At 64.3% G+C, this 18559-nt stretch carries 16 protein-coding genes; 8 read left to right on the top strand and 8 right to left on the bottom strand.

Annotation, left to right across the window (positions count from 1 at the left end; translation table 11 throughout):
• Positions 1-17: 17 nt before the first annotated feature.
• Both WC704_RS10370 and WC704_RS10365 read right to left on the bottom strand, forming a co-directional pair.
• The gene (locus WC704_RS10370) at positions 18-1124 is read right to left on the bottom strand and encodes an S-(hydroxymethyl)glutathione dehydrogenase/class III alcohol dehydrogenase (RefSeq protein ID WP_372889836.1); all 1107 of its coding nucleotides are present in this window, start codon (positions 1122-1124) and stop codon (positions 18-20) included.
• A gap of 109 nt (positions 1125-1233) precedes the next feature.
• The gene (locus WC704_RS10365; RefSeq protein WP_372889835.1) at positions 1234-3786 is read right to left on the bottom strand and encodes a TonB-dependent receptor; all 2553 of its coding nucleotides are present in this window, start codon (positions 3784-3786) and stop codon (positions 1234-1236) included.
• 121 nt (positions 3787-3907) lie between these two features.
• Here WC704_RS10365 and WC704_RS10360 point away from each other — a divergent pair, with 121 nt between their 5' ends.
• The 5 genes from WC704_RS10360 (at position 3908) to WC704_RS10340 (ending at position 10755) form a co-directional block, all read left to right on the top strand.
• A complete protein-coding gene (locus tag WC704_RS10360; protein ID WP_033967126.1) occupies positions 3908-4090 on the top strand; it encodes a hypothetical protein in 183 nt (60 codons plus the stop codon).
• A gap of 142 nt (positions 4091-4232) precedes the next feature.
• Entirely contained in the window at positions 4233-5414 is a 1182-nt protein-coding gene (locus WC704_RS10355; RefSeq protein WP_372889834.1) for an efflux RND transporter periplasmic adaptor subunit, read from the top strand.
• Positions 5415-5421: 7 nt separating this feature from the next.
• On the top strand, positions 5422-8616 hold the full coding sequence (locus tag WC704_RS10350) for an efflux RND transporter permease subunit (RefSeq protein WP_372889833.1): 3195 nt from the start codon (positions 5422-5424) through the stop codon (positions 8614-8616).
• Positions 8613-10097 (top strand): efflux transporter outer membrane subunit, encoded by a 1485-nt coding sequence (locus WC704_RS10345; protein WP_372889832.1) that lies wholly within the window; start codon positions 8613-8615, stop codon positions 10095-10097. Before WC704_RS10350 ends, WC704_RS10345 begins: the two co-directional genes overlap by 4 nt.
• Before the next feature lie 190 nt (positions 10098-10287).
• Positions 10288-10755 (top strand): N-acetyltransferase family protein, encoded by a 468-nt coding sequence (locus tag WC704_RS10340; RefSeq protein WP_372889831.1) that lies wholly within the window; start codon positions 10288-10290, stop codon positions 10753-10755.
• A 53-nt stretch (positions 10756-10808) separates the two neighbouring features.
• On the opposite strand, the gene WC704_RS10335 is transcribed toward WC704_RS10340, so the two are convergent.
• Entirely contained in the window at positions 10809-11141 is a 333-nt protein-coding gene (locus WC704_RS10335; protein ID WP_372889830.1) for a phasin family protein, read from the bottom strand.
• Positions 11142-11402: 261 nt separating this feature from the next.
• Between WC704_RS10335 and WC704_RS10330 the strand changes: the two genes are divergently transcribed.
• Together WC704_RS10330 and WC704_RS10325 are read left to right on the top strand one after the other, a co-directional pair.
• Positions 11403-12590, top strand: coding sequence for a hypothetical protein (locus WC704_RS10330; protein WP_372889829.1), 1188 nt, complete (start codon positions 11403-11405; stop codon positions 12588-12590).
• 64 nt (positions 12591-12654) lie between these two features.
• Positions 12655-13161 carry a polymer-forming cytoskeletal protein gene (locus tag WC704_RS10325; protein WP_372889828.1) on the top strand — a complete coding sequence of 169 codons (507 nt, stop codon included), beginning with the start codon at positions 12655-12657 and terminating at the stop codon, positions 13159-13161.
• Between the two features lie 50 nt (positions 13162-13211).
• Here WC704_RS10325 and WC704_RS10320 read toward each other — a convergent pair whose 3' ends face one another.
• The 5 genes from WC704_RS10320 to WC704_RS10300 are packed head-to-tail and all read right to left on the bottom strand — an operon-like array spanning position 13212 to position 17955.
• Positions 13212-14627 (bottom strand): hypothetical protein, encoded by a 1416-nt coding sequence (locus tag WC704_RS10320; protein WP_372889827.1) that lies wholly within the window; start codon positions 14625-14627, stop codon positions 13212-13214.
• 40 nt (positions 14628-14667) lie between these two features.
• Positions 14668-16077: a dihydrolipoyl dehydrogenase gene (gene lpdA, locus WC704_RS10315; protein ID WP_372889826.1), complete on the bottom strand. Its 1410-nt coding sequence runs from the start codon at positions 16075-16077 to the stop codon at positions 14668-14670.
• Entirely contained in the window at positions 16070-16465 is a 396-nt protein-coding gene (locus WC704_RS10310) for an acyl-CoA thioesterase (protein ID WP_372889890.1), read from the bottom strand. Before WC704_RS10310 ends, lpdA begins: the two co-directional genes overlap by 8 nt.
• On the bottom strand, positions 16458-16670 hold the full coding sequence (locus WC704_RS10305) for a hypothetical protein (protein ID WP_372889825.1): 213 nt from the start codon (positions 16668-16670) through the stop codon (positions 16458-16460). Before WC704_RS10305 ends, WC704_RS10310 begins: the two co-directional genes overlap by 8 nt.
• Before the next feature lie 7 nt (positions 16671-16677).
• A complete protein-coding gene (locus tag WC704_RS10300; RefSeq protein WP_372889824.1) occupies positions 16678-17955 on the bottom strand; it encodes a pyruvate dehydrogenase complex dihydrolipoamide acetyltransferase in 1278 nt (425 codons plus the stop codon).
• Positions 17956-18090: 135 nt separating this feature from the next.
• Here WC704_RS10300 and WC704_RS10295 point away from each other — a divergent pair, with 135 nt between their 5' ends.
• Positions 18091-18546: a universal stress protein gene (locus WC704_RS10295; protein WP_372889823.1), complete on the top strand. Its 456-nt coding sequence runs from the start codon at positions 18091-18093 to the stop codon at positions 18544-18546.
• The last annotated feature ends 13 nt before the right edge of the window (positions 18547-18559 follow it).

Raw genomic sequence — 18559 nt, 5'->3', positions numbered from 1 at the left:
GGGGAGGCGCAAGACGCTCAATACACCACCACGCTGCGGATGCTCTCGCCTGCGTGCATCAAATCGAACCCCTTGTTGATCTCCTCAAGCGAGAGAACATGCGTAATCATCGGGTCGATCTCGATCTTGCCGTTCATATACCAGTCGACGATCTTGGGCACATCGGTGCGCCCCTTGGCCCCGCCAAACGCCGTCCCGCGCCAGTTGCGCCCGGTGACGAGCTGGAACGGCCGCGTGCTGATTTCCTTGCCAGCCTCGGCCACGCCGATGATGATGCTGGTGCCCCAGCCGCGATGGCACGCTTCCAACGCCTGGCGCATCACGGTCGTGTTGCCGGTGCAATCGAAGGTATAGTCCGCGCCACCATCGGTCAGCGCGACGAGATGCGCGACCAGGTCGCCCACGTCCTTCGGGTTGACGAAATGCGTCATGCCGAACTTGCGGCCCCATTCCTCGCGGTCGGGGTTGATGTCGACGCCGACGATCATGTTCGCGCCCGCCATCCGCGCGCCCTGCAGCACGTTAAGGCCGATCCCGCCCAGACCGAACACGATGACGTTGTCGCCAACTTGCACCTTGGCGGTGTTGACCACCGCGCCCACGCCCGTCGTTACGCCGCATCCGACATAACAGCTCGTCTTGAACGGCGCGTCCTCGCGAATTTTGGCGACGGCAATCTCGGGCAGCACGGTGAAATTCGAGAAGGTCGAGCAGCCCATATAGTGGAAGATCGTCTCGCCCTTGTACGAGAAGCGCGAGGTGCCGTCGGGCATCAGCCCCTTGCCTTGCGTCGCGCGGATCGCGGTGCACAGGTTGGTCTTGCCGCTGAGGCACGATTTACACTGCCGACATTCCGGCGTGTAGAGCGGGATGACATGGTCGCCCGGCTTGACCGAGGTGACCCCCGCGCCAACTTCGCGCACGATGCCAGCACCTTCATGCCCCAGCACGCTCGGGAACAGCCCCTCGCTGTCGAGCCCGTCGAGCGTATAGGCATCGGTATGGCAAATGCCGGTCGCCATGATTTCGACCAGCACTTCGCCCGCCTTCGGCCCCTCCAGATCAAGCTCGACGATTTCGAGCGGCTTCTTGGCTTCAAAAGCGACGGCGGCGCGGGTCTTCATGGCGGACACTCCTGGAAACGTGTGTCCTCACTTACGGCCACCGCCCCCCGCGTCAACCGCCCGCGCCGTTCAGCCGCCATGCCGCACAAGCATGAAAGCCATCCCCCGTTTAGAAGAACAGCTTGCGGATCGACACCCGCACCGTGCGCCCCAGCGGATTGAGATAATCGGGCTGATAGGCGACCGGCGTCGTGCCGCTCGCATCGGTCACGTGCTGACGCGAATCGAAGAGGTTGTCGACCGCGACCGCGACCCGCACGCCGCGAATCCACGGATACTTTTTAACGAGTTCCAGGCGCTGCCCCAAATCACCGAACAAGCGCAGGTTGACCGTCGCCAAATCCGAAAAGTGCAGATCCTGCGGGTTGGCCGCAGTGCCGCCATTGACGTTGGTCGCGCTTTGCCAATTGGCCGACAGGCGCACGCCGATGCCGTTATTGCTATAGCCAGCCTGCCCTTCCAGCTCATGCCGCGGTTGCCCGCCGCTGCCGCCGATCGCATCGCCCCGCAGCAAATCCAGCGAAGGCCTGCCCTGCTGCACCAGCACATGATCGGTGAAATGCCACGTGTGGTACAGCGCAAATTGCAGGCGACCGCCCGGCACGCCGCGCCCGCCCCCGCCTCCACCAAAGCCGCCGAAACCACCGCGCCCCGGACCGCCCGGACCACCGGGACCGCCCGGTCCACCAGCCCCCGGACCACCCGGACCACCCGCCGCACCACCGCGCTCCGCGCGTGCCTGGGCAATCTGGCGCGCAACGCTGTCGGGAATCTTGACCCCGGCAAAGGGATTGGGGCCCTTGCCCGCGCGCCACGCCTCGATTTGCTTTTGCAGTTTCGATTTGAGCGCCACCGAGAAATTGATGCCCCAACGCAGTTCCGACCGGCTCGTCTCGGCAAAGTTGATCGGCCGCGTGTCGATCCGCTGCAGATTGCCGTCAACATCGCGGGTGAAGCGCGACGGAAACGCCGCCTCGATCGCCGAACTCGCGCTCGGGAAGCTGGCGACGGGGTTGTCGGTGCGCACATCGACATAATTGGCCGACAGCGACAGATCCTTGGTGCTCCACGGTTTCAGCGTGGCACCCAGCTTGCGCGTATGGCTGTTGCTCGCGATCAGATTGGGATTGCCACCCGAAACCGTCGTCACCACCGCATTCACGCCGCGCACATAATCGAACACGGGGACGTTGGGCGTCACCACTTGCGGGTTGCCCAGTTGCTGCGCGGTTGGCGCAATGTCGCGATCGGTCACCGACGCGATGACCCGCAACGGCACCACCGGTGACCAATTGAGGCCGTAACCAAGCGTCGTCAGCGTGCCGAAATCCGACAGATGATCGACCGCGACATTGCCGTTGACCGACAGATTGCCAATCACCGGCAGCACATTCTTGGTACGGCTGGTCAAGGGCACATCGACATTGAGCTGACCGTTGACGGTATTGCGCGACACGCCGCCGAGCGAGGTCAGCCCGCCACGATACGACCTGCTGTTGAAATCGCTGATGTCGCCGCCAAGATGGACGCTGGTCGAAACCTCGCCCGCTGGCAGTTTGAACAGCGCACCGTTGACCAGAAGGTCAATTTGCCCCTCATCCGAGGTCGAATAGCCGCGATTGACCTGTGCCGTGGCAGCATTGGCGGCAAGCGCGGTGTCGGTGAAAGTCTTGGATTCGGCGTGGTCATAGGCGCCGGTGACCGACCACTGCCAGCCACGCAACGCGCCATTGAAACCGGTGCCAAGGTGCGTCGCGATTGCGGAATTGCGCTGTTTTAACGGGTTCACGTCGCCGCTGACCGCGCCATTCACTACCCCCGCATCGCTCGGCAAGCCAAGCAGCCCATTGGTATCCGTGGCCGAGAGCGTGGCGTTCAGCGTACCCGAAATATCCCCGAAACTGCGCGCATAGGTGGTGTTGACATTCAGCGTGCGCCCCGAGGGCAACAGCGTGCGATAGGGGCGCTGGTCGATGCCGCTACCGGTGCCGCCATTGGCGCCGGATTGCCGTGCCGTCGGCAGAATGTCGCGCTCATTCTCTTTCAGCGCATCCGACGCCTGATATTCCAGATGCAGATTGACCCGCCCCTTATTGGCGATGGTCAGCAAATCGAGTTCGGTTTGCGGCGTGTCGCGCCCGCCTTCCGTTGCGGTCCGGTCCGACAGCTCGACCGTTGCCGCGCGAAAACGGCGGCGCAGCACGATATTGACCACCTTCTGATCGGCACGATAGCCATATTTCAGCGCAACTTCTTCGGGCAGAATGTCCACCCGCGCAATTGCTTCGGTCGGCAAATCGCGAATCTCGGCGAAACCCGAAATGCGCTTGCCGTCGAGCAGCACCACCGGCGCTCCACCCCCGCCGCGATCACTGCGAATTTGCGGTCCCAGTTCCGCGAGCAATTCGGTGACCGACCCGACACCATAAGAGCGGATATCGGCTGGCCCGAGCTGCTGTTCGGGCGGGATGTCCCCGATGACGGAGCCAGGCTGCTTCGCCCCTTGAACCACGATATCGGGGCCGTCCTCGCTATCGTCGGCCACAGGCTTCGGCGTCGCTTTGGGTGCCGAACGGGGCGCGGCGGTCGGCTGTTGCTGCGCAATCGCCAACGTCGGCACCCCCACGAGAGCAAGGGTCAGCAAGGTCTTGGTCGGGGGCATGATGAATCCGTGCGTCGTGTGTAAGATGCGAGCCTGGCCGGGTAACGCCCAAGTGTCGCAAGAGTGTGTCAGGCCTGCGATACGCTGGTGCTTGCCGTCCGAGTGGCGTAGCGCAGGCGCTATGAGCGAAGATCGATTCGAACGCCACCGGCAACCCTGGACCACCGACGAAATCCAGAAGCTCCACACCCTCGCCAAAAAGGGCATGGCGCTCAAGGCGATTGCCAAGGCGCTCAAGCGCAGCGAAGAATCAACCAAGGATCGTGCCAAGGCCGACGGCTTGACCATCGCCAAGCTACGATGACATGCTGCACTGCAATAGAGTCGGTTAGGGCCGAACCGAGACAGTTGATCCGGGCCCGGAACAATCCCTAACAGACGACGTTTGGCGACGATTGCGCAGGGTATCCACCGTGCGCCGACTTGGCCCGGAGCGGTGGACAGCGATGACGGTTCGGTTTTTCTCCCTGCACACACTGGCGCTGCTTGGCGGTTCAACGCTGCTGCTCAGCGGTTGTGGTGCGGCCTCTCAAAATAAGAAAAACGCCGCAAAGGGGCCTCCCGAAGTCGGCTTTGTCGTCGCACAGCCAACCAGCGTACCGACCGTGACCGAACTTGCCGGGCGGACCGCCGCTTATCAAAGCTCCGAAGTTCGCCCGCAAGTCAACGGCCTGATCCTGCACCGCTTTTTCACCGAGGGCGCGTTGGTGCGCCAGGGCCAGCCGCTCTACCAGATCGACCCCAGCCTGTACCGCGCATCGGCCAATCAGGCGCGCGCCAACCTCGCCAGCGCTGCCGCCAATGCCGAAGCGACCAGGGCCAAAGCCGATCGCTACAAGCCGCTGGCCGACATAGAAGCGGTCGCCAAACAGGATTATACCGACGCCACCGCGACCGCGCGCCAGGCCGCCGCCGCTGTCGAGCAGAATCGCGCCGCGCTCGACACCGCGCAGATCAACCTGCGCTTCACCACCGTGCCCGCCCCGATCAGCGGACGGATCGGCCGTTCGCTCTTCACCGAAGGGGCGTTGGTCACCGCCAGCCAGGCGAGCCCGCTCACCACGATCCAGCGGCTCGATCCAATCTATGTCGACATTCAGCAAGCGAGTTCGGACGTGCTGCGCCTGCGCCGCGCGCTCACCTCGGGCGGTGCCGTTCCAACCCGCGCCGATGTGCGGCTGAAGTTGGAGGATGGCAGCGATTACGGCCTGACCGGTGACATCGAATTTTCAGAGGTCGTGGTCGATCCTGCCACCGGGACCGTCACGCTGCGCGCACGCTTCCCCAATCCCAAAGGCCTCCTGCTTCCCGGGATGTTCGTTCGGGCGAGTTTCACGCAGTCGATCGACACCAAGGCCTTCCTCGTGCCGCAACAGGCGGTGTCGCGCGATCCCAAGGGCAATGCGACGGTGTTCGTAGTCGGGCCCGGCAACAAGGCGATCCAGAAGACCGTCGTCGCGGCTCGCACCCAGGGTGCTTTCTGGGTCATTACCGACGGCCTGAAATCGGGTGACAAAGTCATCACGCAGGGCGTCGGCAAGGTGAAGCCGGACCAGCCGATCAAACCCGTCAACGCCGATACGCCGCAGACGATCAAGGCAGCGACCGCCGACAAGTCGAAGATCTGACCGCGCCGTGATCTCGCGCATCTTCATCGACCGGCCGATTTTCGCCTGGGTCATCGCCATCATCATCATGCTTGGCGGGATCGGCGCGATCTATACGCTTCCCGTCGAGCAATTCCCCGATATCGCCCCGCCCAACGTCAACATCCGCGCGACCTATCCCGGCGCATCGGCGGAGACGCTGGAAACGTCGGTCGCGCAAGTGATCGAGCAGCAGCTTACCGGCATCGATGGCTTGCTGTATTTCAGCACCAGTTCCTCCTCGCGCGGCCAGGTCAATATTTCCGCGACCTTCGCCAAGGGCACCGATCCCGACATCGCGCAGGTGCAGGTGCAGAATAAGGTCCAGCAGGCCCTGCCGCGCCTGCCGCAGCAAGTGCAGCAGCAAGGCATTACCGTCACCAAATCCAACCCCGACTTCCTGCTGATCGCCGCGATTTACGACACCAGCGACCGCACCACCAACCAGGACGTGTCGGACTATCTGGTGTCCAACCTGCAGGATTCGATCGGCCGGTTGAAGGGCGTCGGCGATATCAACGTGTTCGGCGCGCAATATGCGATGCGTGTGTGGCTCGATCCCAACAAGCTCGCCAGTTACAGCCTCATCCCCGGTGACGTCGTCACCGCGATCACTGCGCAGAATACCGAAGTCGCGGCGGGCGAAATCGGTGGTACGCCCAACGCGCCCGAACAGGCGCTCAACGCCACCGTTACCGCGCAATCGCGCCTGTCGACCCCGGACCAGTTCCGCGCCATCGTGCTGAAAACGCAGCCCGATGGATCGACGGTGCGGCTGTCCGATGTGGGCCGGATCGAGCTGGGTTCGGAAAATTACGGCATCACCAGCCGCGTCAACGGCCACCCCGGCGCGGGTCTCGCGGTCAGCCTCGCCCCTGGTGCCGACGCGCTCAGCACCGCTGAATTGGTGAAGGGTGAGATCGAGCGCGCCTCGAAACACTTTCCCAATGGCTATGCGTACAGCTTCCCGCAAGATTCGACCGCGTTCATCAAATTGTCGGTCGAGGAAGTCGAAAAGTCGCTGATGGAAGCGATTGCGCTGGTCGTAATCGTCATGTTCGTCTTCCTGCAAAGCTGGCGCGCGACGTTGATCCCGACAATCGCGGTGCCCGTCGTGTTGCTCGGCACCTTCGGCATTTTCTCGCTGGCGGGGTTTTCGATCAACACGCTCACCCTGTTCGGGCTGGTGTTGGCGATCGGCTTGCTGGTCGATGACGCAATCGTCGTGGTCGAAAATGTCGAGCGCCTGATGGACGAACATCCCGAAATGTCGCCGCGCGAGGCGACGATCAAGTCGATGGATGAAATCACCGTCGCGCTGATCGCGATCGCGCTGGTGCTGTCGGCGGTGTTTCTGCCAATGGCGTTTTTCGGCGGCTCGACCGGGGTGATTTACCGCCAGTTTTCGATCACGATCGTGTCGGCGATGGGGCTGTCCGTGTTGGTCGCGCTCGTGCTGACCCCGGCGCTGACCGCGACGTTGTTGAAGCGTAAGGACAAGACCAAGCAAGAGAGCTGGCTCGACCGCAAGACCCGTGGTGCCTCGGAATGGTTCAACACCGGGTTTGATCGCATGGTGACGCGCTATGGCAATGCCGTATCCCGCGTCGTCGATCGCAAATGGCTGTTCCTGCTCATCTATGCCGGGGTCGTTGCGATCCTTGCGCTCCTGTTCGTGCGACTGCCGACCGGCTTCCTGCCGACCGAGGACCAGGGCATCGCGCAAATCCAGTTCAACCTCGCCCCCGGCGCGACGATCAACCAGACGCGCGCGGCGCAGATGCAGATCGAAAAATACTTCTCCGGCCCCGAGGGCAAGAATGTGGCGGGGTTCTTGACCGTTGCAGGCGCGGGTGGCGGCGGGGTGGCCGGTGGGCAAAATGCCGGTCGCGGCTTCATCGCGCTCAGAAATTGGGCGGATCGCAAGGGTACGGTCAACGGTGCCGACGCGATCACCCAACGCGCGACCAAGGCGCTGAGCGGGCTGCGCGATGTCGAATTTTACGCGACTGTTCCGCCAATCGTGCGCGGGCTTGGCCAGTCCAACGGCTTCACGATGGAGTTGCAGAACACCGGCGGGCTTAGCCGTCCAGACTTCAAGGCCGCGCGCGACAGCCTGCTCGCGGCGGCGCGTGCGGATCCGACACTCGCCGCCGTGCGCCCGACCGACCTTGACGATCAGCCGACGCTGAAGGTCGATCTCGACGCGCAGAAGCTGAGCACGCTCGGCCTTACACAAGCGGACGTCAACACCACTCTGGCGACCGCCTGGGGTGGGCGTTACGTCAACGATTTCAACGATCGCGGACGCGTGAAGCGCGTCTATGTCCAGGGCGACGCGCCATATCGCGCGGCCCCCGAAAATCTGGCGCAATGGTATGTTCGTGGGTCGAGCGGGCAAATGGCCCCCTTCTCGGCTTTCTCCACCATTTCGTGGAGCAAGACGCCACCGACGCTGGCGCGCTTTTCGGGCATCTCGTCCTATGAACTTTCCGGTCAGGCTGCCCCGGGGAACAGCTCGGGCACGGCGATGAACCGCATGACCGAACTTGCCGCGCAATATCCCGGCATCAGCGTGGCGTGGAGCGGCCTGTCCTATCAGGAACGGCTGTCCTCGGGACAGGCACCGTTCCTCTACAGCATCTCGCTGCTCGTCGTGTTCCTGTGTCTGGCCGCCTTGTATGAAAGCTGGTCGATCCCGATTGCGGTGCTGCTGGTGATTCCGCTCGGGCTGGTCGGCGCGATCTTTGCGGTCACGCTGCGTGGGTTGCAGAACGACGTGTATCTGCAAATCGGGTTGCTGACGACGATGGGGCTTGCCGCCAAGAATGCGATTTTGATGATCGAATTTGCCGAACAGGCCGAAAAAGCCGGCAAACGCGTGATCGAAGCCGCACTCGAAGCCGCCCGTATCCGCTTGCGCCCGATTTTGATGACCAGCTTCGCCTTCATCTTTGGCGTGCTGCCGCTCGCCATTTCGACCGGGGCGGGTGCCAACAGCCGCATCGCGATCGGCACCGCCGTCATCGGCGGGATGCTGACCGCGACGATCCTCGCCATCTTCTACATTCCTTTGTTCTTCGTATTGGTCCGGCGGAGCACGCGCGACGTGTTGAAGCATTTGCACCACGAACACCCCGCCCCGCCCGCTGCGGCGCCAGGCCAGGCGGAGACGACGGCATGATCCGCAAAACCGTTCCGCTCATTGCGTTGGCGTCGCTTGCAGCCTGCTCGATGGCACCGAAATATGTGCGGCCCGCTTTGCCGGTGCCGCCAAGCTGGCCCGTTGGCGATGCCTATCTGAAGCAAAGCGAAGCCGCGCTGCCCAGCGTCAGCTACCGCGATATTTTCCGCGATCCGCGCTTGCAAAAGATCGTCGAGCAAGCGCTGGTCAACAATCGCGATTTACGGATTGCCGCCGCCAATATCGCGACTGCGCGGGCGCAATATCGCATTCAGCGCGCGGCGTTGCTGCCCGAAATCGATGACTCGCTCAACTTCAGCCACCGTGACAATGGCACCAGTGGGGTTACTTTCGGCAACACCACTGGCGGAACCACGGGTGGCGGCCTGACCAGCGGCGGGTCGGGCGTTCGCGAGACATATTCGACCAGCCTTGGCCTCACCGCTTTCGAAATCGATCTGTTTGGCCGCGTTCGTTCGCTCACCACCGTCGCGCAAAACAGCTATTTCGCGACCGAAGCTGCCGCCCGCGCGACCCGGCTGACGCTGGTCGGCGACATTGCGTCGGCCTGGCTCAATTATGCGTCGGACCAGAGCCTGTTGAAGATCGCGCGCGACACCGCAGCCAATGCGCAGCGCAGCGTCACGCTCACCAAGGCGCGGGTAGATGGCGGTGTCGCCCCGCGTACCGACCTCGACCAGGCACAGATCGTTCAGCAAACCGCGCTGTCCGATCTTGCGGCGCAGACCACCGCGGTCGCGCAGGACGTCAACGCCTTACATTTGCTGGTGGGTGCGCCGGTCGACCCCGCCCTGCTGCCGACATCGATCGAGGAAGCCGCGTCGACGATCGCCGAACCGCCCGCTGGGCTCGATTCGGGCATTCTCCTGCGTCGCCCCGACGTGGTGCAGGCCGAATATACGCTGCGCGCCGCCAATGCACAGATCGGTGCCGCACGCGCGGCATTGTTCCCGCGCATATCGCTCACCGCGCTGGCTGGGCTCGCCAGCACCTCGCTCAGCAACCTGTTCACCGGGGGGGCGTTCAATTATTCGGTCGCCCCCAGTGTCAGCTATCCGATCTTCCGCAGCGGCGCGGGTCGCGCTGGTGTCGCGCAATCGCAGGCGCAGCGCGATGCAGCACTCGCCAGCTACGAAAAATCGATCCAGACCGCTTTTTCGGAAGTCGCCAATGCGCTCGCCCGGCGCGGCACGGTTGATAGCCAATTCGCGGCGCAGGAGGCGTTGGCCAAATCCTCGGAGGACAATTACCGCTTGTCCGAAGCGCGCTATCGCGGCGGGATCGACACCTTTCTGCAAAGTCTGGTCGCGCAGCGTTCGCTCTACACAGCGCAGCGCTCGCTGGTGACGACGCGGCTGACGGGGGCGACCAACCTGGTGACGTTGTACCGCGCGCTGGGTGGCGATGCCGCGCTGGACGTAACACCATCCGGCCCGCAACCCGCCGCTCCGCCGCGCTGAACGTCCACCGCAAAGTACGCCGGGCGATAATTCCCGCGACGAAGAGGTGACAATCGCGGGCGGGCGTGCCAGCCTTACCCAAAGAAGCACGGCAACCAGGCGGCATTAGCCGATCTTGGCCGCTTGGCTTGGGGGAACGATCAGCATGGGTCATCACATTCGCCGGTTCGCGGCCAAAGACGAAAAGGCGATGCAAGCTTTCGCCGAACGCCTGCCCGAGCATGACCTTCTGTTTCTGGGGCGCGACCTGCGGCACCCGCGCGTGATCGCCGCTTGGGTTGAGGCGATCGGCGAAGGCGCGATCGACAGCCTGATCGCCGAGGACGACAAGGGAAATCTGGTTGGTGCCGCCGCCTTGGTGCGCGATCCGCTGGGCTGGAGCGGGCATGTCGGCGAAGTCCGCTTGCTCGTCTCCCCTGATAAACGCGGCGCGGGGCTCGGGCGGGATCTTCTGGAGGGGATTTACGCGATCGCCCGCGATCGTGGCCTTACCAAATTGACTGCGCAAATGACGCCCGATCAGATCGGGTCGGTCATGTTGTTCGAAAGCTTGGGGTTCCGCGCGGAGGCGTTGCTGAAGGGCCAGGTGCGCGACCGTGCCGGCACAGCCTATGACCTCACCATCCTCAGCCACGACATGCCAGGCGGCGCGAAATAGCGCACGCTATCTTGCGCGGACCGGGGGCGTTCCGCCGAACGCCCCCCACCCAGCTATTTTTCGCCGCGCACCGCGCCGACCGCGTCGCGACCGAATTGCAGGATCACCTCGCCGATTTCCCGCGCCTGTGTCATGCTGCGGCTGCCCTGTTCGCGCAGGAACTCCCCCTGGATCTTCATCACCTCGGAAAGGTCCTTCGCGGACGCGGCAGCGCGCATCGCGACAAACGCCTCGCGCGTGTTGGTTTCGGCCTGGTCGAGCAGCTTCAGCCCGACGGTCGCGCTATTTTCGGCAATCTTCGTGCCCGCCTCCCGCATCGATTCCCCGGCCTTCTTGGCCGGATCCACGATGGTTTCGTTGAAAGCGTCCCTCACTGAATCAGTCATGCGGTCGTCTCCTTCTGCTGATGCACCGTCTTTGCGCGGCCGATGGCGTCAACGCACGAGGGGACGAAGGGTGGCCGCCCCTCAACGCAAGGCTGCCGCATCTATCACTCTCCTCGCCGACGTCTTTGCGCGTCGCGGGCCGGATGGTGAACCTGCAAGGCGATCGGGGCAAGGGGCGTTGACACGCGGCGCAATCGCACACCGACAGGACACCACCGCAGCCTTAACCCCGCTTTAGCCCCGTTCTGGCAAGGTCGTCGGGTGAATAGCGCTCTCATCACGATGCCTGCCACGCGACACGCGCGCCCGACGCGTCTGCCGCCGGTGGCCTTCTCGCTCGCGATTGCGGTGGCGATGGCCTATGTCACCGCGCCGATGGTGACGGTGGACATGGCGGTCTATTTGATTCCGTGGTTCGATCACATCGCGGCGAGCGGCGCCATCACGGTCTTCGCGCATCCCTTTTCCAATTACACACCGCTTTATCTTTATCTGCTAGCCGCGATCACGCCTTTGGGCGGGCTGGTGCCGCAGGTCGTGCTGATCAAGCTCCTTTCGCTCCTTGGCACGGCGGCGCTGGCGTTTGCCGTGCGCGCGGTATTGGTGCGGCTCGGCGCGCCGCAGGCCAACCGTGGTGCGGCATTGGTCGCAGTGCTGCCCAGCGTCATGCTCAATGCGGGCCTGATGGGCCAGTGCGACGCGATGTGGGCCGCGGCCTGCATCATGGCGCTGGCAGCAGCGCTCGACCGTCGCCATGCGGCGATGCTCGCCTGGTGCGGCCTTGCCTTGGGGTTCAAGGCACAATCGGTGTTCGTGGCCCCGTTTTTCCTCGCTTTGCTGGTCAATCGGCACGTACCGCTACGACTGTGGCTGATTGCCCCGCTCGTCACGGTGGCGACGATACTGCCGGCCTGGATGGCCGGGTGGCCGGCGAGCGACCTCGCTCTGGTCTATCTGCGACAGGCCGATTATTTTCAGGCGCTGTCAATGAACGCTCCCAATATCTGGGCAATCGTGCAGCGACTGCCGCTTGACGGGTTGCCGCTGGCCGGGCTCGCTTTTGCCGCCGCAATCGGCGTTGGCGGGGCCTATGTCGCCCGCATTTCCACATTGCGTCTTGACGGACGCGCGCTGGTTGCGGCGGCGGCGCTCGCGCCGCTCCTCATGGTTGGGCTGTTGCCACGGATGCATGAACGGTTCTTTTTTCTTACCGATATCGTTACATTGATCGTGGCGCTGGCCAATCGCGACCGGGCGAGTTGGCGGATCGCGCTGCTGGTTCAGGCGGGGTCGAGCCTTGGTCTGCTCGGTTATCTGATTGGCTGGGATGGTTTTGCCGTTGTCGGCGCGGTGCCGATGCTGGTGGCAACCGTGTCGCTCGCGCGCATCGTTGTGAAGCCGGCCGCCAACGACAATCCCCTTATGGCACGCCCTCCCCTGAGAACGTAGTTCTGTAATTTCCACAGGCTATGCTAGCAAAACCCCCGATTCGGGGCTTTCCGGGGACGAGTAGATGGCGATTTTTACCAGCAGTTCGCGTGGCGATCGGGACAATGGTTCGGGCCTCCCGCCCGCACCGCCGCCAATGCCGCAAAGCGCGAATGGCAGGCGGGGCATGTTCTCGGTGATCGGGCCTGATATGGTCATCACGGGCAATATCGCGGCGACCGCCGACCTGCATATCGACGGCCGCGTCGATGGCGACGTCAATTGCGCCAATCTCGTTCAGGGCAATGACAGCCGCATCCACGGTGCGGTCCGCGCCGAAAATGCCCGGCTGGGCGGTTCGATCGAAGGCTCGGTTTCGGTGCGTCAACTGACGATCGAACGCGCGGCGCGCATCACCGGCGATGTCGAATATGAATCGATCGCGATCGAAACCGGTGCATCGATCGACGGTCGTCTGAAGCATGTGGCCGCCGACACCGGCACGCGTGCTTTCGATCGCACCCCGCCCGTCACCACCAGCCGCAACGACGAAGTGGTGCAGTTCACCACGGCCACGGCAACTCCGGCCTGAACGCGTTGGCCCGCCTTCGCGCGGGCCAACCTGTCGAGGGCCGCCCGTGGCTATTGCAACAAAGCGCGATAGCTTGTCGGCGGCGTCGGCAGCGTCAACCGTGCCATCAGGCCGCCAGCCAAAACCAATGCCAGCGCCAGCCCGCCAAGCCGCAACGCGCGGGCCGACCAGCGACGGTCCACCCATAGCAACACCATCGCCAGCGCGGTGCCGACCATCGGCCAAAGATGGTAGCGCAAGTCGGATGCGATACTGAGCACACCGAAACTCGCCTCCAACGAGACCGCCGACACCAGCAGCGCCAGCGCGAGATCGCGCGCCGCGCCCACCGGGCGCGGCACCGCGACCGCTAGCCCGATGATCGCCAGCGTCAACCACGCAATCGGCCAGCCGAGCGATGTTTCCGCCATCCATCGCGCTGCAATTTGCCACCCACGCGCCACCGCACCCGGATTGCCCAGGCCAAGGTCGTTGGGTTCGCTGCGCGCAGGCGGCGCCGCGCCCGGCCAGCCCGCCGGCACCAGGAAACGCTCGGTCGAATTGAAATGCGCCAGCCGGTGGGCCGCATAAGCAAGCGGATGGCGGATGATCGCGGTGACCAGCAACCGGTAGAGTTGCCCGGCAGGCCGCCCCTGCAAACGCGCGACGAGCGGCGCGCATCGCGTTTCTTCGCCCAGCGGATCCCAGAAATATGGCTTCGCGCAATGCCCAGCCCGCAACGCCTGCGCCTCGCCTGGCGTAAAGCCGATGGCGGTATCGGGCGGGCGCACTGCAATTCCAGCCAGATCATAGAGCGCTTCGGTCCGTTCGACCCCGCTCGACGTGGCACCCAACAGTCCGTGATTGAGGATCGGTGCCGCCATCAGCACCGCCGCCACGCCCGCCAGACCGAGCGCAAGCCGCGTCCACCAGCGCCCCGTCCCGAACAGCATTACCGCCAGCGGCACGGTTGCGAACACCGCGTTCGCGCGCACCAGCGTTGCGTACGCCAGCAACATTGCCACAACGATCAACGCCCATACCGGGACGCGCGCACCCCGGAGCCGCCACCACGCGACCGCACCACACGCCGCCAGCACCGCGCCCAGCATTTGCGTGTCCTTGAGCACCACCGCCTGCCAGCCGAGAAACAACGGCAGCGCGCCGATGGCCAGCACGACCGCAGCCGCACGTCCCCGCCCCAACCGCGCCAATGTCGCCGCGACCAGGCCGAATCCGGCCCAATACAGCGCCATCTGCACCGCGAACATCGGCTCGCTTGTACCACCGGCGGCGGCGTGGAACAGGCTCCACATCCGCGCCATCGCGGGCGGGTGCCAGTCTTCATAGGCCCCGCTCAGCACCTGGGCGAACTGGCCGACGCTATCGTACATCGCGATGCCCGGCCAGAACAGCGCCAGTGACCCCACCAGCAACAGCAGCGTCACCCCGGCAACCGTCCGGATGCGGGGCGGCGGGGTCGTCATATCGGTCGCGGACGTCCCGCTACGGCCGCATGACGGGCCATCAGATGTGCAACGCGCGACCGTACGCGCCGAGCACGCTTTCGTGCATCATTTCGCTGAGCGTCGGATGCGCGAATACCGTTTCCATCAGCTCGGCCTCGGTCGTTTCCAACTGGCGCGCGATGACATAGCCTTGGATCAGCTCGGTCACTTCGGCACCGACCATGTGCGCGCCGAGCAATTCGCCGGTCTTGGCGTCGAACACCGTCTTCACGAAGCCCTCGGCCTCGCCCAGCGCAATCGCCTTGCCATTGCCGATGAACGGGAACTTGCCGACCTTCAGCTCATGTCCCGCTTCCTTGGCCTTGGCCTCGGTCAGCCCCACGCTCGCGACTTGCGGGCGTGAATAGGTGCAGCCGGGGATGTTCCACTTCTCGAACGGATGCGGCTTCAGGCCCGCCAGCGCCTCGACGCAGACGATGCCCTCATGGCTGGCCTTGTGCGCGAGCCACGGCGCGCCGGTCACGTCGCCGATCGCATAAATCCCCTCGACATTGGTGCGCGCATAGCCATCGACCTTGATGTGGCCGCGATCGGTTTCGATCCCCAGCCCTTCCAGGCCGATATTCTCGGTATTGGGCACGATGCCGATGGCGACGATGACATGGCTATACTCTTCGGAGACAACCTTGCCGTCCCCCTTAGAATCCTTGGGGCCCTTGATCTTGGCGGTGACGCCCTTGGCCGAGGTGGTCAGGCCTTCCAGACCGGTGCCGGTCAGCAGCTTGATTCCCTGCTTGGTCAGCGCCTTGTCCATGAAAGCGGAGACTTCTTCATCTTCCACCGGCAGGATGCGCGGGAGCATTTCGACGATCGTAACATCCGCGCCCATGTCATTGTAGAAGCTGGCGAACTCCACGCCGATCGCGCCCGATCCGATGACCAGCAGCTTGGTCGGCATCTCGGTCGGCACCATCGCGTGGCGATAGGTCCAGATACGCTCCCCATCCGCCTTGGCGAAGGGCAAATCGCGCGCGCGCGCGCCGGTGGCGATGATGATGTGCTTGGCTTCGAGCTCGGAGGTCTTGTCGCCCTGCTTGACGCTGAGCTTACCCTTGCCGGTCAGCGTGCCGACACCCTCGTACACCGTGACCTTGTTCTTCTTCATCAGGCCCTTGACGCCCGCGTTGAGCTGGCCCGCCACCTTGCGGCTGCGCTCGACGATCTTGGGCAGATCGAACCCGACCTTCTCGGCCTTCAGGCCATAGGATTCGGCGTGCTGCATATAGTGATAGATTTCCGAGGTCCGCAGCAGCGCCTTGGTCGGGATGCAGCCCCAGTTGAGGCAGATGCCGCCCAGCCGCTCGCGCTCGACAATGGCCGTCTTGAGCCCGAGCTGCGCCGCGCGGATGGCGGCAACATAACCGCCGGGGCCGGAGCCGAGGATGACGAGATCGAACGTATCAGCCAAGGGAGGATCCTTCTTGTAGCGGGAGCGGACGACCGTCCTCCCCCATCGAAACCAATGTAAAGCGCCCGGCAGCGGCGCGCGAGGTGCCCTCCCCGTGCCGGTCGCGTCGCCACACCTGTACGGCGACGGTCATCGAAGTGCGCCCGGTGCCGACGATCTCGGCATGAAAGCTCACCTCATCGCCAATCTCGACCGGTGCGGTGAAACTGAACCCATCGGCGGCCACCACCGGCGCGCGCGCGCCGCAAAAGCGCGACGCGACCGATCCGGCGGCCAGCGCCATTTGCCCCATCAGCCAGCCGACGAAAATCTTGCCATACGGATTGGCATCGCACGCCATTGCGGTGGCGCGAATGGCGGGGGCTGTCGCGGGGGGAAGCTCAACCATCGGCGGGCCGGTCGTCATGATCCGCCCGCCACGCCAGCCGCAGCGGCCGGATTCCCATCAACACCACCACCACGATCACGCCATAGGCCACTGCCCAGATCGTGTCGGCGGCGTGCGGCAACGCCCACACCGCACCGGATGCGAACACAGCCGTGGTAACGATACCCGCCGCGATGTGGACCAACTCGATGAAGGTGCGCCGCATCGTTGGATCACGCCAGCATCGACAACGGCGCCTCGACGAGCGTCTTGAACACCTGCATCAACTGCGCGCCGTCTGCCCCATCGATCGCGCGATGATCGAAACTGCCCGTCGCCGACATCACCGTCGCCACGCCGAGCGCATCGTCGATGACGTAAGGGCGCTTTTCACCCGCGCCGATTGCCATAATCATGCCCTGCGGCGGGTTGATTACCGCCTCGAACTGCTTGATGCCGTACATGCCCATGTTGCTGAGCGAGGCGGTGCCGCCCTGATATTCCTCGGGCTTGAGCTTGCCATCGCGCGCGCGCGCGGCGAGATCCTTCATCTCGGTCGAAATCGCGGCGACGCCCTTGCTGTCTGCCCCGGCGATGATCGGGGTAATCAACCCGGTCGGCGTCGACACCGCCACCGAAATGTCGGCACGGCTGAAGCTGATGAGCTGGTCGGGGGTGAACATCACGTTGCACTTGGGCACCTGGATCAGACTCGCGGCGAGCGCCTTGATGAGCAAGTCGTTGACCGACAGCTTCACGCCGCGCGGCTCCAAACCCTTGTTGAGTTCGCCACGCAGCTTGAGCAGCGCGTCGAGCCGGATGTCGACCGTCAGATAAATATGCGGAACGGTCTGCTTCGATTCGGTCAGGCGGCGCGCAATCGTCTTGCGCACGTTGCTGAGCTTTTCGGCAGTGTGCGGAATCTCGGGGATTGCGGCGGGCTTGGCCGGGGCGACCGCGACGGAAACGGCAGAGGGTGCTGCGGCTTCAACGGCCTTGGGGGTCGGTGCGGCCCCCGCCTTCGCGCCGTCAACGTCCGCCTTCACGATCCGGCCATTGGGGCCAGAGCCGGTCAACGCCGCGAGATCGATGCTCTTTTCCGCCGCGATTCGGCGCGCGAGCGGGCTCGCCTTCACGCGATCACCGCTTTCCGCCTTGGGCGCGGGAGCCGCTGGGGTCGGGGCTGGCTTCGCCGCAACCGGCGCTGGTGCAGCGACCGGTGCCGCGGCGGGCGCGGCCTTCGGGGCGGGTGCCGCATCGGCGCTCTCGCCTTCGGCGATCAGCGTGGCGATAACGGTGCCGACCTTCACGTTATCGGTGCCCTCGGCCACCAAAATTTTGCCGATCACCCCTTCATCGACCGCCTCAAACTCCATCGTGGCCTTGTCGGTTTCGATTTCGGCCATCAGGTCGCCCGATTTGACCGTATCGCCCTCTTTCACCAGCCATTTCGCCAGCGTGCCTTCCTCCATCGTGGGGGAGAGAGCTGGCATTTTGATCTCGACCGGCATCAACGCTTCCTCATCTGACCGAATCCGTAGCGCCCGTCTCTTGCGCCCGATACGCGCACGGTCAAGACCGCTGCTTGCGCCACGCGCCGCTTCGCCCCACTTAATGCACCACAATCGCTTCAGGGGAGGGCGACAATGCGCATTTATCTGGTGGTGATCGACGAGACGCCCGAGAGCAGCATCGCCCTGCGCTTCGCCGCGCGGCGCGCGGTGAAAACGGGCGGCGGCGTCGAAATCCTCGCTTTGGTGCCTCCCACCGAATTCACCGCCTTTGCCGGTGTACAGGCGACAATCGAGGAAGAAGCGCGGCTGCACGCCGAGGGGTTGGTTGCCGCTGCGGCGGGTGCGCTGATCGAGGAATCGGGCCTGAAGCCACAGATCACCGTGCGCCGGGGCGAAGGCCCCAAGGTGATCCGCGAGATGATCGCCGCCAATCCCGATATCGCGGCCCTCGTGCTGGCGGCGGCGGCGAGCGGCGCCCCCGGCCCGCTGGTCGCGCATTTCGCGGGCGCGGACTCGGGCGCGCTGACCATCCCGCTGATGATTATCCCCGGTTCGCTTGACCGCGCGGCGATCGACCGGTTGAGCTGACGCAGCCCGCTTG

Origin of the sequence: Sphingomonas sp. (assembly GCF_041661885.1) — a bacterium.
Lineage (GTDB): Bacteria > Pseudomonadota > Alphaproteobacteria > Sphingomonadales > Sphingomonadaceae > Sphingomonas.
The sequence above is the reverse complement of the archived record's forward strand: the minus strand, read 5'-3'. Positions and strand labels throughout refer to the sequence as shown.

What these genes read in the sequence shown, in the direction of transcription:
- WC704_RS10370 (WP_372889836.1), bottom strand. Translation starts at nt 1,124, where the DNA reads ATGAAGACCCGCGCCGCCGTCGCTTTTGAAGCCAAGAAGCCGCTCGAA.
- WC704_RS10365 (WP_372889835.1), bottom strand. Translation starts at nt 3,786, where the DNA reads ATGCCCCCGACCAAGACCTTGCTGACCCTTGCTCTCGTGGGGGTGCCG.
- WC704_RS10360 (WP_033967126.1), top strand. Translation starts at nt 3,908, where the DNA reads ATGAGCGAAGATCGATTCGAACGCCACCGGCAACCCTGGACCACCGAC.
- WC704_RS10355 (WP_372889834.1), top strand. Translation starts at nt 4,233, where the DNA reads ATGACGGTTCGGTTTTTCTCCCTGCACACACTGGCGCTGCTTGGCGGT.
- WC704_RS10345 (WP_372889832.1), top strand. Translation starts at nt 8,613, where the DNA reads ATGATCCGCAAAACCGTTCCGCTCATTGCGTTGGCGTCGCTTGCAGCC.
- WC704_RS10340 (WP_372889831.1), top strand. Translation starts at nt 10,288, where the DNA reads ATGCAAGCTTTCGCCGAACGCCTGCCCGAGCATGACCTTCTGTTTCTG.
- WC704_RS10335 (WP_372889830.1), bottom strand. Translation starts at nt 11,141, where the DNA reads ATGACTGATTCAGTGAGGGACGCTTTCAACGAAACCATCGTGGATCCG.
- WC704_RS10325 (WP_372889828.1), top strand. Translation starts at nt 12,655, where the DNA reads ATGGCGATTTTTACCAGCAGTTCGCGTGGCGATCGGGACAATGGTTCG.
- WC704_RS10320 (WP_372889827.1), bottom strand. Translation starts at nt 14,627, where the DNA reads ATGACGACCCCGCCGCCCCGCATCCGGACGGTTGCCGGGGTGACGCTG.
- WC704_RS10310 (WP_372889890.1), bottom strand. Translation starts at nt 16,465, where the DNA reads ATGGTTGAGCTTCCCCCCGCGACAGCCCCCGCCATTCGCGCCACCGCA.
- WC704_RS10305 (WP_372889825.1), bottom strand. Translation starts at nt 16,670, where the DNA reads ATGCGGCGCACCTTCATCGAGTTGGTCCACATCGCGGCGGGTATCGTT.
- WC704_RS10300 (WP_372889824.1), bottom strand. Translation starts at nt 17,955, where the DNA reads ATGCCGGTCGAGATCAAAATGCCAGCTCTCTCCCCCACGATGGAGGAA.
- WC704_RS10295 (WP_372889823.1), top strand. Translation starts at nt 18,091, where the DNA reads ATGCGCATTTATCTGGTGGTGATCGACGAGACGCCCGAGAGCAGCATC.